Annotated in this window: 13 protein-coding genes; 9 read left to right on the top strand and 4 right to left on the bottom strand. The window is 63.5% G+C overall.

Annotated elements, in window-relative coordinates; genetic code table 11:
* Positions 1–20: 20 nt before the first annotated feature.
* Together rpmI and infC are read right to left on the bottom strand one after the other, a co-directional pair.
* Positions 21–221 carry a 50S ribosomal protein L35 gene (gene rpmI / locus HQ843_RS06470; RefSeq protein ID WP_018067458.1) on the bottom strand — a complete coding sequence of 67 codons (201 nt, stop codon included), beginning with the start codon at positions 219–221 and terminating at the stop codon, positions 21–23.
* Positions 222–434: 213 nt separating this feature from the next.
* Positions 435–971 carry a translation initiation factor IF-3 gene (gene infC / locus HQ843_RS06465; RefSeq protein ID WP_180902299.1) on the bottom strand — a complete coding sequence of 179 codons (537 nt, stop codon included), beginning with the start codon at positions 969–971 and terminating at the stop codon, positions 435–437.
* A 259-nt stretch (positions 972–1,230) separates the two neighbouring features.
* On the opposite strand from infC, the gene HQ843_RS06460 reads away from it, so the two are divergent.
* The 4 genes from HQ843_RS06460 (at position 1,231) to mbfA (ending at position 4,499) form a co-directional block, all read left to right on the top strand.
* On the top strand, positions 1,231–1,974 hold the full coding sequence (locus tag HQ843_RS06460) for an alpha/beta hydrolase (RefSeq protein WP_246710395.1): 744 nt from the start codon (positions 1,231–1,233) through the stop codon (positions 1,972–1,974).
* A 190-nt stretch (positions 1,975–2,164) separates the two neighbouring features.
* Positions 2,165–2,683, top strand: coding sequence for a transglutaminase-like cysteine peptidase (locus HQ843_RS06455; protein WP_246710394.1), 519 nt, complete (start codon positions 2,165–2,167; stop codon positions 2,681–2,683).
* A 55-nt stretch (positions 2,684–2,738) separates the two neighbouring features.
* On the top strand, positions 2,739–3,449 hold the full coding sequence (locus HQ843_RS06450; protein ID WP_180899290.1) for an NAD-dependent deacylase: 711 nt from the start codon (positions 2,739–2,741) through the stop codon (positions 3,447–3,449).
* 66 nt (positions 3,450–3,515) lie between these two features.
* A complete protein-coding gene (gene mbfA / locus HQ843_RS06445) occupies positions 3,516–4,499 on the top strand; it encodes an iron exporter MbfA (protein WP_180899291.1) in 984 nt (327 codons plus the stop codon).
* Here the strand turns inward: mbfA and rocF are convergent, their stop codons facing one another.
* Both rocF and HQ843_RS06435 read right to left on the bottom strand, forming a co-directional pair.
* Positions 4,500–5,423, bottom strand: a complete 924-nt coding sequence (gene rocF / locus HQ843_RS06440; protein WP_180899292.1) for an arginase — start codon at positions 5,421–5,423, stop codon at positions 4,500–4,502. It abuts the gene before it with no gap.
* Positions 5,424–5,517: 94 nt separating this feature from the next.
* Positions 5,518–6,123 carry a thioesterase family protein gene (locus HQ843_RS06435; protein ID WP_180899293.1) on the bottom strand — a complete coding sequence of 202 codons (606 nt, stop codon included), beginning with the start codon at positions 6,121–6,123 and terminating at the stop codon, positions 5,518–5,520.
* A 169-nt stretch (positions 6,124–6,292) separates the two neighbouring features.
* On the opposite strand from HQ843_RS06435, the gene HQ843_RS06430 reads away from it, so the two are divergent.
* From HQ843_RS06430 to HQ843_RS06410, 5 genes are all read left to right on the top strand, one after another.
* A complete protein-coding gene (locus HQ843_RS06430; RefSeq protein WP_180899294.1) occupies positions 6,293–7,972 on the top strand; it encodes a long-chain-fatty-acid--CoA ligase in 1,680 nt (559 codons plus the stop codon).
* A gap of 107 nt (positions 7,973–8,079) precedes the next feature.
* Positions 8,080–8,463 carry a MerR family transcriptional regulator gene (locus HQ843_RS06425; RefSeq protein WP_180899295.1) on the top strand — a complete coding sequence of 128 codons (384 nt, stop codon included), beginning with the start codon at positions 8,080–8,082 and terminating at the stop codon, positions 8,461–8,463.
* 321 nt (positions 8,464–8,784) lie between these two features.
* Entirely contained in the window at positions 8,785–9,924 is a 1,140-nt protein-coding gene (locus HQ843_RS06420; RefSeq protein ID WP_180903427.1) for a thiolase family protein, read from the top strand.
* On the top strand, positions 9,924–12,248 hold the full coding sequence (locus HQ843_RS06415; protein ID WP_180899296.1) for a 3-hydroxyacyl-CoA dehydrogenase/enoyl-CoA hydratase family protein: 2,325 nt from the start codon (positions 9,924–9,926) through the stop codon (positions 12,246–12,248). The genes HQ843_RS06420 and HQ843_RS06415 overlap by 1 nt, the downstream gene beginning before the upstream one ends.
* 4 nt (positions 12,249–12,252) lie before the next feature.
* Positions 12,253–14,043 carry an acyl-CoA dehydrogenase C-terminal domain-containing protein gene (locus tag HQ843_RS06410; RefSeq protein ID WP_180899297.1) on the top strand — a complete coding sequence of 597 codons (1,791 nt, stop codon included), beginning with the start codon at positions 12,253–12,255 and terminating at the stop codon, positions 14,041–14,043.
* The last annotated feature ends 30 nt before the right edge of the window (positions 14,044–14,073 follow it).

The raw sequence follows: 14,073 nt of genomic DNA, 5'->3' as shown, positions 1-14,073 counted from the left end.
GTTGTGCGAGTTTACGGGCGTTACTTGCTGTAGGGCATGAACTGCTTGACGATCTTGGCATCTGCATCCGCCAGAACCATCGTGCCGCGCGCATCACGGATAAACTTGTTGGAACGCTTGATCATTCCATGGCGCTTGCCGGCGGCTGCCGACTTCACCTTGCCGGTCGCGGTTACCTTGAACCGCTTCTTGACCGACGACTTCGTCTTCATCTTGGGCATTTTGCTACTCCGTTGTTTTTGATTGCGCCGGGAGACGAACCCCGACATCGCATTTGAAGCGGACACGGCATGCCCTGCCGGCCCGCTCTCGGACGGCGCGCTTATACGCGCTTTGCCCTTGTAGTGCAACCTCTCCGCCGCGACAAAAAGACAAGCGCCGCGCCGGGCGAATGTCCCCGGGCGGCGTGTCGTCGATCGTCAACAGCGAAAAGCCTATTTCGGCGCGAGCACCATCAGCATCTGGCGGCCTTCGAGCTTCGGCTCGGCCTCCACCTTCGCGATTTCGGCGGTGTCCTGCTTGACCTGGGAAAGAAGCTTCATGCCCAGTTCCTGGTGCGCCATTTCACGGCCGCGGAAACGGAGCGTGACCTTGACCTTGTCGCCTTCCTCAAAGAACTTGTTCATCGCCTTCATCTTCACCTGATAATCATGGGTGTCGATGTTGGGACGCATCTTGATTTCTTTGACTTCGACGACTTTCTGCTTCTTGCGGGCTTCGGCAGCGCGCTTCTGGTTGGCATATTTCAGCTTGCCCAGATCGAGAATCTTGCAAACGGGCGGCACCGAGTTGGGGGCGATCTCGACAAGATCAAGCCCGGCTTCCTCAGCCATTCTCAATGCATCTTCAGTCAATACGACGCCCTGGTTCTCCCCGTCCTCGGTAATCAGCTGGACTTCGCGGATGCGAATGTCGCGATTGGCGCGGGGACCTTCCTTGGTCGGGGGAGCGGCTCTGTGGGGTCTGCGAATGGTCGTTGTCTCCTCAAATCGTTGAAACGGGGTTGCGCATGTGCCAGCTGCACAAAAACTTGCACCTGACGGACACAAATGGTTGTTACAGCGTTCGTGTCAATAACACAGCCGAAAAAGAAAATCACCTGCCGATCGCCAAAAGCGCGCATTTGCGGGCGTTTTGAAGTCCGGGACAAGCTTGGAGAGCATGATGAACGAAGACGGCCAGCCGACCTACACCGAAATCGACCATGGCGACGGCCCGCTCAGGATCGCCATGCGCCTTCGCAAGGGCAGAAGCGATGCCCCCATGCTGGTCTGGTTTTCCGGCTACGGCTCCGACATGCTGGGCAGCAAGGCAGAGGCGCTCGATGCCTATGCCGGCGAAAACGATCTTCCCATGCTGCGCTTCGACTATACCGGCCACGGCGAAAGCGAGGGCGACTTCAGGGACGGCACGATCTCGCGCTGGCTCGCCGACGCCCTTGCCGCCATTGCCCATGCGAGCCCGGAAAGGATCATCATCATCGGCTCGTCCATGGGAGGCTGGCTGGCGCTTCGGGCGGCGCAGGAACTGAAGGGCAAGGAAGGCGCGCCCGCAATCGACGGGCTGCTGCTGCTGGCGCCCGCGCCCGACTTCACCAGCGAGCTGATCGAGCCGGACCTCACGGATGCCCAGTGCAAGGCGCTCGCCGAAAACGGTTATTTCGAGGAACACTCGATCTACGGACCGGAGCCGACCATCTATACCTCGGCCCTTCTCGACGATGGCCGGCGCAACATGGTGCTGACCGGCATTATCGAGACCGGCTGCCCGGTCCATATCATCCAGGGCAAGCAGGACCCGGACGTGCCCTATAAACACGCGTTGAAGCTGATGTCGCATCTGCCTGCCGACGATGTCGTGCTGACGCTGGTGCAGGATGGCGATCACCGGCTTTCCAGGCCGGAGGATATTGCGCGCATGCTGACCGCGCTTTCCGGGCTTCTGGAAACCGCGGCCGAACACCGCGCCGGTTAACCATTTCTTAAGATCTCGGCCTGCGGGCCCCTCACGCTGATTGACTCAAAGCCCTAATTCTCCTTAACTCTTTGTTAAGAATTCACGGGCGGATGGGTATAGCGTGCCTCGTTTGGATAGACTGATTTTTTCGGCTTTCTGCGCCATTGCGGGCCTCTTTGCGGCGGCCCCCGCCCTTGCTGCATCCGCCATGCCGGTGGGTGGCGTCACCTCCCAGCCGATCGGCCATTTCGAGTTCTGCGAGCTTCACCACCGCGATTGCGCGCCCCATAACGCCAGCACGATTGCCGCGCGGGTAACGAGCTACGGCTGGAAAACGGTGGTGGCGATCAACAGTACGGTCAATGCCGCGATCGAGCCGATGACCGACGAGGAGCTTTACGGCCGCGAGGAAGTCTGGGCCTATCCCGACAGCGGCGCCGGCGATTGCGAGGACTTTGTTCTGGAGAAACGCCGCCGCCTGATGAAGGCCGGCTTCTCCGCCTCGGACCTGCTGATCACCGTGGTGCGCAAACCCAATGGCGAGGGCCATGCGGTGCTGACGCTGCGCACCAATGACGGTGATTTCGTCCTCGACAATCTGAACGACGATGTGCTCGCCTGGTCGGATACGCCCTACACCTTCCTCAAGCGTCAGGCGTCCTTCGATTCCGGCCGCTGGGTCAAGGTCGAGACGGGAACCGATCTGCCTGTCGCCTCGCTGCGTTGATGTCCACCAGCCGCGAGGATGCGCCGGCGTCGAAGGCCCGAGACAGGCGTGACCTATGAAGATTGACCCTTCCTCCCCGATCGTTGTGCTGACCGGCGCCGGCATTTCGGCGGAATCCGGCCTTGCCACATTCCGCGATCAGGGCGGCCTCTGGGAGGGACACAGTATCGAGGATGTGGCGACCCCTGAGGGCTTTCACAACAACCCCGATCTGGTGCTGGATTTCTACAATATGCGCCGCCGCGAGGCCGCCAGGGCTACGCCCAACGCCGCCCACAACGCGCTTGCGGCCCTTGAGAATGCCTGGGACGGCGATTTCCTGCTGATCACCCAGAATGTCGACAACCTGCATGAAAAGGCCGGCTCGAAGAAATTGCTGCACATGCATGGCAGGCTCGATTCCGCGCTCTGTTACGAATGCGGCAGCCACCAGCACTGGGAGGGCGACCTCGACCGGGACTGTTTCTGTTCGAGCTGCAGCCGTCCCTCGCTTCGGCCCGACATCGTCTGGTTCGGCGAAATGCCCTACGACATGGACGTGATCGAGGATGCGCTCGGCAAGGCCGCCCTGTTTGTCGCGATCGGAACCTCCGGCACGGTCTATCCCGCGGCAGGCTTCGTGGCGGCGGCCACATCTGCCGGCGCGCGCGCCGTCGAGATCAATCTCGAGGCGACCGGCAACAGCCTGTTCGGCGAATGCCTCACGGGTACGGCGTCAACCACCGTTCCCGCGTTCGTCTCCGCCCTGATCGGCAGAAAACCCTGATTCACCGTTTGACCTCCGGCGACTTACGATTTAGAATTATTCTAAATTGAAACCGGAAGCCCTCAGATGGTCCTGAATCTGTTCCCGCGCACCAAGCGCGACCTTTCCTCGTTGAGCGAACCCGAAATGCTGGCGCTCGCGATCTCCTCCGAAGAGGACGACGCGCGCATCTACAAGGCCTATGCCGCCCATCTTCGTGACGATTATCCCGACAGCGCGCGGATTTTCGATGATATGGCGGAGGTCGAGGACAGCCATCGGCGCATGCTGATCGACATGTTCAAGCGCCGCTTCGGCAACGACATACCGCTGATCCGGCGCGAACATGTGCGCGGCTTCATCGAACGCCGGCCCGACTGGCTGATGAAGACGCTGTCGCTGGATAAAATCCGCCGCCAGTCGGTGCTGATGGAGGAGCAGGCGCAGCGCTTCTACCGCGCGGCCATGGCCGAGGTTTCGGACGCCGACACCCGCAAACTGCTCGGCGATCTCGCCATAGCCGAGGAGGCGCATGAGGAACTGGCCGAGACGCTGACTGAAAAGCATGCGCCGGAAACCGTACGCGACGAGGAGTCCAGGAAGGAGCACCGCCAGTTCCTGCTGACCTGGGTGCAGCCGGGCCTTGCCGGGCTGATGGATGGTTCGGTCTCGACGCTGGCGCCGATCTTCGCCGCGGCCTTCGCCACCCAGGACACCTGGCAGACCTTCCTGATCGGCTTGTCCGCCGCCGTCGGCGCCGGCATCTCGATGGGCTTTACCGAAGCGGCCCACGACGACGGCAAGCTTTCCGGCCGGGGTTCGCCGATCAAGCGCGGCATCGCCTCAGGCGTGATGACGACGCTTGGGGGGCTCGGCCATGCGCTGCCCTATCTGATCCCGGACTTCTGGACCGCGACCATCGTTGCCATCGTGGTGGTGTTCTTCGAACTCTGGGCGATCGCCTTCATCCAGAACAAATATATGGAAACGCCGTTCATGCGCGCCGCCTTCCAGGTGGTGCTCGGCGGCGGACTTGTGCTGGCCGCCGGCATGATCATCGGCAGCGGCTGATCAGCCGTAACTCCGCGTGGGGCGGTCCATCACCCGCCGGCCGAACAGGCTGGCGGTCAACTCGGTCATCAGGATCGCCGCCTTGCCGCGTTCGTCGAGAAACGGATTGAGCTCGACCAGATCGAGGCTGGTCACGCGTTCGCTGTCATGCAGCATTTCCATCACCAGATGCGCTTCCCGGAAGGTCGCGCCGCCCGGCACGGTGGTGCCGACCCCGGGGGCGACGGACGGGTCGAGGAAATCGACGTCGAAACTGACATGCAGCATGCCGTTTTCGGCCTCGACCCTGTCCAGAAATGCCTTCAGCAGCGGCGCGATGCCGTTCTCGTCGATGGCGCGCATGTCGTAAACCGTGACGCCGGCAGCGCGGATCGTCGCGCGTTCGGCGGGATCGACGCTGCGGATGCCGATCATGCAGACATTTTTCGGATCGACCGGGGCTTCAAGCGGCGGAAACACGCCCTCAAAACCCGGCTGGCCGGTGAAATAGGCAGCCGGCGTGCCGTGCAGATTACCGCTGTCGGTGGTCTCGAGCGTATGAAAATCCGTATGGGCGTCGAGCCACAGCACAAACAGCGGACGGCCCTGTTCCCTTGCCCGCCGCGCGAGGCCGGCAACGCTTGCCGCCGCCATCACATGATCGCCGCCCATGAAGATCGGCAGTCCTTCTCCGGAAATCTCGAACGCGGCCTCGGTCAGCGCATCGAGCCAGGAGACGGTCTCGGCCAGCGCCTTCAGCGCGGTGTTTTGATGGGAGACCGCGCGCTCGGGCGCGGGCCTCAGATCGCCGAGATCGCGCACCGTGTGGCCGAGCCCCTTCAGCGCCTCGGCCAGACCCGCGGCCCTGAGCCCGTTTGGCCCCATGTTGCAACCCTTGCGCCCCGAGCCGCACTCGACCGGTACGCCCAGCAGGATACATTCCATGTCATTCTCCATAGCCCGGCCGAAGAAGCGGGCATTTTGGCGCATCCAAACATGAATGGCCGCAAAAGAGAACCATCTTGCCGTGCGGCGGCCGTCATCTGGCAGCCGATCTTTCCGGAAACGACATGTCCCTGCGGCGGCCTCCACCAGCGCCGGCGTCATGCAGCGCGGCCCGTTCGGCCGGCGACAGCAGGCTGGCGCAGCTTTCCGAAAGCGGCGGGCTTTCAGCCGGATAGCCCAGTCCCGAAAGCAGTTCCCGGGTCTCCACCTTGCTGTTGTCGGGCTCCAGTATGACGGCCCGGACAACGGCGGTCACCGCCACCGTCTCGCGTGCGGGGCCGCTCAAGGGGATGATCCGGTGTTCCATGAAAATGGAGCGCTCCGTCCAGCCGATGAGTTCGGTCTCCATCCGGTATTTCTGAAACAGGCCGAGCGAACTCTTGTAGCGGGCGCTGAGCCCGGTCAGCACCGGCCGCCGCCGACCCTTGAGACCGGCCGAACCGAGGCCGGACCGAAACACGAAATCGAGCCGTCCGAGATCCATCAATGTCAGATAGCGGCCGTTATTGACATGGAGATTGATATCGAGGTCCTGCGGCCAGATACGGCCGACGACAGACGACTTCGTCGCCCCGCCCGCAAGCGGTTTGCCGCAACGCGCCGCGATCACGGTTCTGACCAGCCTCGCCCAGATATACATGATGTCTCCCGTTTTCCTGCCGCGACCGGTCCCGCCGGCGCGCAACCATGACGATTTCTCTTGAATAGAGGTTGACCTATACGTATAGTAGGTATCGTAATAGTCATGTCCAGAGAAAAATGCCGGGACAACGCCTTGGAGGAGGGGGTGCCGGCAGGGAGGAGGAGACGTGCATCATCAATCCGGCACGGCCGGGCCGGCGCCGACCGCCGCGACGGCTACGCTGACGGCTCTGTTCGATGAGGCGAGCCGCCGTTTCCCAGACAACCGGGCGATCTGGTTTTCGGGACGCGAATGGACCTATGGCGAGCTTGCGGCGGAGATCGACCGGTGCGCGATCGGCCTTGCCGCGATCGGCGTGGCAAAAGGCGCGCGCGTCGGCCTCTGCCTTCCCAACTCGCCCTATTCGGTGATCTGCTTCTTCGCGATCCTTCGGGTCGGGGCCACCGTGGTCAATTTCAATCCGCTCTATACCAGCCGGGAACTGCTCGCCCAGATCCGCGATGCCGATGTCGAAACGATGTTCACGATGGATATCGCCGCCTGCTATCAGGGGCTCGGCCCGATCGTCGCGGAGGCGGGTCTGAAACATGTGATCGTCTGTCCGCTGGCCCCGGCATTGCCGCCCGTCAGGGCGCTGCTCCTCAAGACCCTGAAAAGATCGATACTGACCGCCACGCCGCGCGACGACCGCCATATCTCCTATGCCGACCTGCTGAAAAAGGATGCGGGCAGGTGGGCGCCCGAGGCCGATATCGCGCCGGAGGATATCGCCGTGCTGCAGTATACCGGCGGCACCACCGGCATTTCCAAGGGCGCGATGCTGTCGCATCGGGCGCTGGTGGCCAACACGAAACAGGTCAAGGCGACCTTCATCGGCACCGCCGAGGACGGCAGGGAGATATTTATCGGCGTCCTGCCGTTCTTCCATGTCTTCGCCCTGGTCGCCACGATGCTCTACGCGATCGAGATCGGCGCCGCGATGATACTGATGATGCGGTTCGACCGAGACGCGCTCATAACGCTTACGCAAAAACACCGCGCCACGGTGCTTTCGGCCGTGCCCACGATTTTCGGCGCGATCAATGCCGTTGCCGAAACCCGCAAAATCGATCTCACATCGCTGAAATTCTGCATTTCCGGCGGCGCGCCGCTGCCGCTTGAAGTGCGGAACCGTTTCGACAAGCTGACGGGCTGCCGACTGACGGAAGGCTACGGGCTGACGGAATGTTCCCCGGTGGTCTCGGTCAACCCCGTCAATGGCCCCCCGGCGCCCGACGGCTCGGCCGGCCTGCCGCTTGGCGACACCACGCTGCAGATCCGCGATCCCGACCATCCGGAGATCATCTTGTCTCAGGGTGAGAAGGGTGAATTATGGGTGCGCGGACCGCAGGTAATGTCGGGCTACTGGAACCGGCCTGACGAGACCGCAAACGTCCTCAGGGACGGCTTCGTCAGGACCGGCGATATCGCCTATGTCGATGCCGACGGCTATCTCCACATCGTCGACCGGCTGAAGGAGTTGATCCTCTGCAGCGGCTACAATGTCTATCCGCGGGTGATCGAGGAAGCGCTCTACGAACATGAGGATGTGGCCGAAGCCGTTGCGATCGGCGTGCCCGACGCCTATCGCGGCGAGTGCCCGAAGGCCTTCGTCACGCTGAAACCGGGCGCGAACACGACCATCGAGGCGCTGCACGCCTTCCTCGAGCCCCGGCTTTCGAAGATCGAACTGCCGCGCGACATCGAAATCCGCGAAACGCTGCCGCGTACCCTGGTCGGCAAGCTTTCCAGAAAGGCGCTGATCGACGAGGAACGGGCCGGAGGCGAACGCCATGTTGACGCCTAGGCCCCGTCGGGTTGAAATACGATCCGGCTTTGCGTACGGACCGGCTTCGACGCCCGCCCGCACCGCCGCCTTCCCTTATCCGCAAACCCTGAACCAAAAGGTTGCCCGTGACCGAGCAGTTTCTCACCGTCACCCAGTTGGCAGAAGAACTCGGACTGACGCCCCGCGCGCTTCGCTTCTACGAGACCAAGGGGTTGATCACGCCCGGCCGCGCCGGCACGACCCGGATCTATACCCAGCGCGACAGAGCCCGGCTGATCCTGATCCTGCGCGGCAAGCGGCTCGGCTTTTCGCTTCAGGAAATCAAGTCGTTTCTGGACCTCTACAATGTCGACGGCACCCAGCACAAACAGATGAAAGCGCTGCTGCAATCGCTGCGCGAGCGTATCGCCAACCTCGAAGACCAGCGACAGGCCATCGACCAGACGCTTGCCGAACTGAGACGGGCCGAACAGGAGGCCGAGGCGCGGCTCGCCGGGCCTGTGCGCTAGAGCGCGTCCAGGAAAAGCGGACACCGGTTTTCCGTCCGGACGCGCGGAAAAACAAAAGGTTGGAGCCTGTTCGCGATTCAACAAAATGCGGACAGGCTCCGGAGCGTTTCCCGCAAGGGCGGGTCCACCCGACATCCGCAGGAATGCGGCAACACAGACAGACGGAGCGAAGCCGCGATTCCACCAGGAGCGGCCTGGCTTCCGTGTGTGCCCGAAGCAGATGGCCGCCGCGTTTCCCGCGCGACGCCAGGCCCCGGCAGCCCGACCGGCGCTGCCAGCCCACCCCACTCTTCCAACTTCACATCCATCTGGGAGGATGACATGACGTCACCCATCGTTATCGCGGGCTATCAGCGCTCGCCGTTCACACTTGCACACAAGGGCGCGCTTGCCCGGGTGCGCCCCGACGATCTGGCCGCGCGGGTCATCGCCAGCCTCATCGAGAAGGCCGGCATCGACCCGGGCGACATCGAGGACCTGATCCTCGGCTGCGCCTTTCCCGAGGCCGAACAGGGCTTCAATCTCGCACGCCTCGTGGTGCTGCTCGCAGATCTGCCGCAATCGATCGCGGGCGTCACGGTCAACCGCTTCTGCGGCTCATCGATGCAGTCCGTGCACATCGCCGCGGGCCAGATCGCGCTCGGGGCCGGCGAGGCCTTCATCTGCGCCGGCGTCGAGAGCATGAGCCGGGTGCCGATGTCGGGGTTCAACCCGCTTCCCAATCCGGCGCTCAACGAGAAGGTTCCCGGCGCCTATATGAGCATGGGCGATACGGCCGAGAACATCGCCCGCCGCTGGCAGATCTCGCGCGAGGAGCAGGAGCGCTTTGCGGTGGCAAGCCAGCAACGCGCGGCCGAGGCCCGCGCGGCCGGAAAATTCAGCGACGAGATCGTGCCCATCAGGGCGAACGGCGCCGAAATCAGCGAGGACGGCTGCATCCGGGCCGAGACCACCGGGGAGATATTGGCCGGCCTGAAGCCCGCCTTTTCGACGGATGGAACGGTGACGGCCGGAACCTCCTCCCCGCTCACAGACGGGGCTTCGGCGCTGCTGGTCTGCTCGCTGGCCTATGCCGAGAGGAACCGGCTCGAGCCCCTTGCCCTCGTCAGATCGACGGCCGTTGCCGGATGCGATCCGGAGATCATGGGGATCGGACCCGTGAACGCGACGAAAAAGGCGCTGTCTCGCGCCGGCATCGGGATCGACGAGATCGGCGTGGTCGAACTCAACGAAGCCTTCGCCAGCCAGTCGATCGCCTGCATGCGCGACCTCGGTATCAATCAGGATATCGTCAACATCGATGGCGGCGCGATCGCGCTCGGGCATCCGCTGGGCGCCACCGGCGCGCGCATCGTCGGCAAGGCCGCATCGCTGCTCAAGCGCGAGGGCGGGCGCTATGCGCTGGCCACCCAGTGCATTGGCGGCGGCCAGGGCATCGCAACCATTCTGGAGCGCGTGTGATGGAACCGATCGCGAAAGTCGCCGTCATCGGCGCCGGCGTCATGGGTTCCGGCATTGCCGCGCAAGTGGCCAATGCCGGCATTCCCGTGATGCTGCTCGACATCGTGCCCGAGGGCGCAGCCAACCGCAACGTGATCGCCGAAACCGCGCTTGCGCGCATGAAGAAGGCATCGCCTGCCCCGTTCATGTCGCAACGGGCGGCCCGGCTGGTGACGACCGGCAATATCGAGGACCATCTCGAAAGCCTTGCCGACGTCGACTGGATCATCGAGGCGATCATCGAAAGGCACGACCTGAAACAGGCGCTCTACCGCCGCGTCGATGCCGTTCGCAAGGAGACGAGCGTCGTCTCGTCCAATACCTCGACTATCCAGCTGTCGCATCTGGTCGAGGGCATGCCGGGCCGGTTCCGCCGCGATTTCATGATCACTCATTTTTTCAATCCGCCGCGCTACATGCGGCTGATGGAACTGGTGACGGCGGGTGAAACCGATGCGCAAAAGACCGCTTCCGTCAGCGATTTCGCCGACCGGACGCTCGGCAAGAGCGTCGTTGTCTGCAATGACCGCCCCGGCTTCGTCGCCAACCGTCTCGGCACGGTATGGCTGCAGCTTGGCATGATCCACGCGATGGAACTGGGCCTGACGGTGGAGGAGGCCGACGCCGTGATGGGCCGACCGTTCGGCATTCCGAAGACCGGCATATTCGGCCTGGTCGATCTCGTCGGCCTCGACCTGATGCCCCATATCGGCGCAAGCCTCAAGGCAGCGCTGCCCGATGGCGACATGTTCCATGACACCAACAAGGACCTGCCGCTCCTCAACAAGATGATCGCCGAGGGCTATACCGGCCGCAAGGGCAAGGGCGGGTTCTACCGGCTGAAACGGACGGATGACGGCAGGAAGATCAAGGAGACGATCGACCTTGAGAGCGGTGAATACCGGCCCGCGCAAAAGCCCGCCGACCCCGCCTTTGACGCCGCCCGCAAACCGCGCGCGGTGATGGAGATCGACAACCGGCTTGGCCGCTATGCCACGGCGGTGATGACCAATACGCTCGCCTATGCGGCAAGCCTCGTCGGCGATGCCGCCGACGATATCGCCGCGATCGACGAGGTGATGCGGCTCGGCTACAACTGGCGCTACGGCCCGTTCGAGCTGATCGACATGATCGGCGGCCAATGGCTGGTGGATGCGATGCGCGCCAATGGCATCGCCGGGCCGGAGCTTCTCGAAACACTCGGGGACAAGAGCTTCTACCGCGTCGAGAACGGCCGCAAACAGGCGCTGCAGCCGGACGGCAGCTACCGCGACGTCATCCGCCCGGACGGCATCCTCATGCTCGAGGATATCAGGCTCGGCGCAAAGCCGGTGCTGAAGAACGGGTCCGCCGCGCTCTGGGATATCGGCGACGGCGTCGTCTGCCTGGAATTCACCTCCAAGTCCAATACGATGGACGAGCAGGTGATGGCGATGATCAGCGATGCGGTCGACCTGGTGACCCGCGACTACAAGGCGATGGTGATCTATAATGAAGGCCGGCATTTCTCGGCCGGGGCCAATCTCGCGCTCGCGCTGTTTTCCGCCAATATCGCGGCCTTCGGCCAGATCGAGAAGCTGGTGACGGGCGGTCAGCACACCTATCGGAAGATGAAATACGCCCCGTTCCCGGTCGTCGCCGCACCCGCCGGCATGGCGCTTGGCGGCGGGTGCGAGATCCTGCTGCATTCCGATGCGGTGCAGGCCCATGCCGAAAGCTATATCGGTCTTGTGGAATGCGGCGTCGGGCTGGTGCCGGCCTGGGGCGGCTGCAAGGAAATGCTGACGCGCTGGCAGACAAGCGGCAAGCTGCCCAACGGCCCGATGCCGGCGGCGGCCAAGGTCTTCGAGATGATCTCGACCGCGACCGTCTCGAAATCGGCCGACGACGCGAGGGACCTGATGTTCCTTGGCAGGAACGACGGCATCACCATGAACCGCTATCGCCTGCTGGCCGATGCCAAGGCGAAGGCGCTTGGCCTTGTCGACGGCTATACTCCGCCGGAACCCCGGGAGGTCCGGCTTCCCGGCCCGTCCGGACGGGTGGCCATGCTGACGGCGGCGGAAGGTTTCGCGCGGCGCGGCATTGCCACGCCCCACGACCTGACGGTCGCGGGCGAACTCGCCACCGTGCTTTCCGGCGGCGACACCGACATCATCGATACCGTGAGTGAAGACGCGATCCTGAAGCTCGAATTCGACAGCTTCATGCGCCTGGTCCGCAACGAGAAGACTCTCGCCCGTTTCGAGAGCCTGATCGAAACCGGAAAACCGTTGAGGAACTGATGCCATGCAAATCTATAACGCACCGATCAGGGATATGCGCTTTGCCCTGCACGAGTTGAACGGCTTTGACGACTATGCCGGCCTGCCGGGTTTTGAGGAGGTCACGCCCGATCTCGCCGACACGATCCTGGAGGAAGCCGGCCGGTTCTGCACCGAAGTGCTGCTGCCGCTGAACGCCAGCGGCGACGCCGAGGGTTGCCGGCTCGAAAATGGCGTCGTCACCACGCCGAAGGGCTTCCCCGAGGCCTACAAGGCATTTGCCGAAGGCGGTTGGACCGCGATTTCGGCCTCGCCGGAATGGGGCGGACAGGGTCTTCCCCAGCTTCTCAACAAGTGCATCGAGGAGATGCATTGCGCCTCCAACCTCGCCTTCGGCCTCTATCCGGGGCTGACCCACGGCGCCTGCGAGGCACTCGAACATCATGCGAGCGACGCGCTGAAACAGCTCTATATGCCGAAGCTGGTGGAAGGCGTCTGGACCGGGACGATGTGCCTGACCGAGGCCCATTGCGGCACCGATCTCGGCCTGCTGCGCACCCGCGCCGTGCCGCAGGACGACGGCAGCTACAGGATCACCGGCTCGAAGATCTTCATTTCCGCCGGCGATCATGACCTTTCCGAAAACATCATCCACCTCGTGCTGGCGCGGCTTCCCGATGCGCCGGAAGGCGTCAAGGGCATCAGCCTGTTTCTGGTGCCGAAATTCCTGCCCGACGGCGATGGCAGGCCGGGTGCGCGCAACGGCGTTTCCTGCGCCGGCATCGAGCACAAGATGGGCATCAAGGCGTCTGCCACCTGCCAGCTCGCCTTCGACGATGCCACCGGCTGGCTGGTCGGCGAGCCGCACAAGGGCATGCGCGCGATGTTCACGATGATGAACAGCGAACGGCTTTCGGTCGGCGTCCAGGGTATCGGCATCGCCGAGGCCGCCTATCAGGGCGCGGTGGCCTATGCCAGGGAACGGCTTCAGGGCCGCGCGCTTTCCGGCGCGAAACATCCCGAAAAACCCGCCGACCCGATCATCGTCCATCCCGACGTGCGGCGCATGCTGATGACGATGCGGGCCTATGTCGAGGGTTGCCGGGCGCTTTGCGGCTGGGTGGCGCGCAATATCGATATCGCCAGGGTCCACCCCGACGCCGAGACCCGCCGCAAGGCCGAGGATTTCACCGCGCTGATGACGCCGGTGGTCAAGGCGCTGTTTACCGATCTCGGCTATGAATGCGCCAATCTCGGCATGCAGGTCTATGGCGGCCACGGCTTCATCCGCGACCACGGCATGGAGCAATATGTCCGCGATTGCCGGATTTCGATGATCTACGAGGGCACCAACGGCGTTCAGGCGCTCGATCTCGTGGGTCGCAAGATGCCGGCCCATGGCGGACGGCTGCTGAGATCCTTCTTCCACCCGGTCCAGGCAGAACTGGAGGCAGCATCCGCCGATCCGCGCCTTGGCGAACTGGCGGCACCGCTTTCCAGGGCCTTCCAGGGGCTCCAGCTCTGCACCGGCGAACTTGCGCAGAAGGGCCTGAAGGACCCCGAGGAGGCCGGGGCCGCGGCAACCGATTACCTGCGCCTGTTTGGTCTGGTGGCGCTTGGCCATATGTGGCTGAAATCGGCGAAGACCGCTTATGCGGCGCTTGATGGCAATGCCGACGATCCCGAGTTCTATCGCGCCAAGCTCGTCACCGCGCGGTTCTTCATGACCCGGCTTCTGCCGCAGGCGGCAGGCCTCGTCGCCACGATCCGCTCGGGCAAGGACAGCATGATGGCACTCGACGAAGCCGCGTTCTGACGGCTGTCGTCAGTCAATCAACCGGGCGGG

The organism is Martelella sp. NC20, from assembly GCF_013459645.1.
Classification (GTDB): domain Bacteria; phylum Pseudomonadota; class Alphaproteobacteria; order Rhizobiales; family Rhizobiaceae; genus Martelella.
Note: the sequence above shows the minus strand (reverse complement) of the source record. Positions and strands in the feature narration are given on the sequence as shown.

Excerpts from the sequence above, each read along its gene's own strand:
- HQ843_RS06420 (WP_180903427.1), top strand. The coding sequence starts at position 8,785 with ATGACGTCACCCATCGTTATCGCGGGCTATCAGCGCTCGCCGTTCACA.
- HQ843_RS06455 (WP_246710394.1), top strand. The coding sequence starts at position 2,165 with ATGCCGGTGGGTGGCGTCACCTCCCAGCCGATCGGCCATTTCGAGTTC.
- HQ843_RS06450 (WP_180899290.1), top strand. The coding sequence starts at position 2,739 with ATGAAGATTGACCCTTCCTCCCCGATCGTTGTGCTGACCGGCGCCGGC.
- rocF (WP_180899292.1), bottom strand. The coding sequence starts at position 5,423 with ATGGAATGTATCCTGCTGGGCGTACCGGTCGAGTGCGGCTCGGGGCGC.
- rpmI (WP_018067458.1), bottom strand. The coding sequence starts at position 221 with ATGCCCAAGATGAAGACGAAGTCGTCGGTCAAGAAGCGGTTCAAGGTA.
- HQ843_RS06435 (WP_180899293.1), bottom strand. The coding sequence starts at position 6,123 with ATGTATATCTGGGCGAGGCTGGTCAGAACCGTGATCGCGGCGCGTTGC.
- HQ843_RS06460 (WP_246710395.1), top strand. The coding sequence starts at position 1,231 with ATGCGCCTTCGCAAGGGCAGAAGCGATGCCCCCATGCTGGTCTGGTTT.
- HQ843_RS06410 (WP_180899297.1), top strand. The coding sequence starts at position 12,253 with ATGCAAATCTATAACGCACCGATCAGGGATATGCGCTTTGCCCTGCAC.
- mbfA (WP_180899291.1), top strand. The coding sequence starts at position 3,516 with ATGGTCCTGAATCTGTTCCCGCGCACCAAGCGCGACCTTTCCTCGTTG.
- HQ843_RS06415 (WP_180899296.1), top strand. The coding sequence starts at position 9,924 with ATGGAACCGATCGCGAAAGTCGCCGTCATCGGCGCCGGCGTCATGGGT.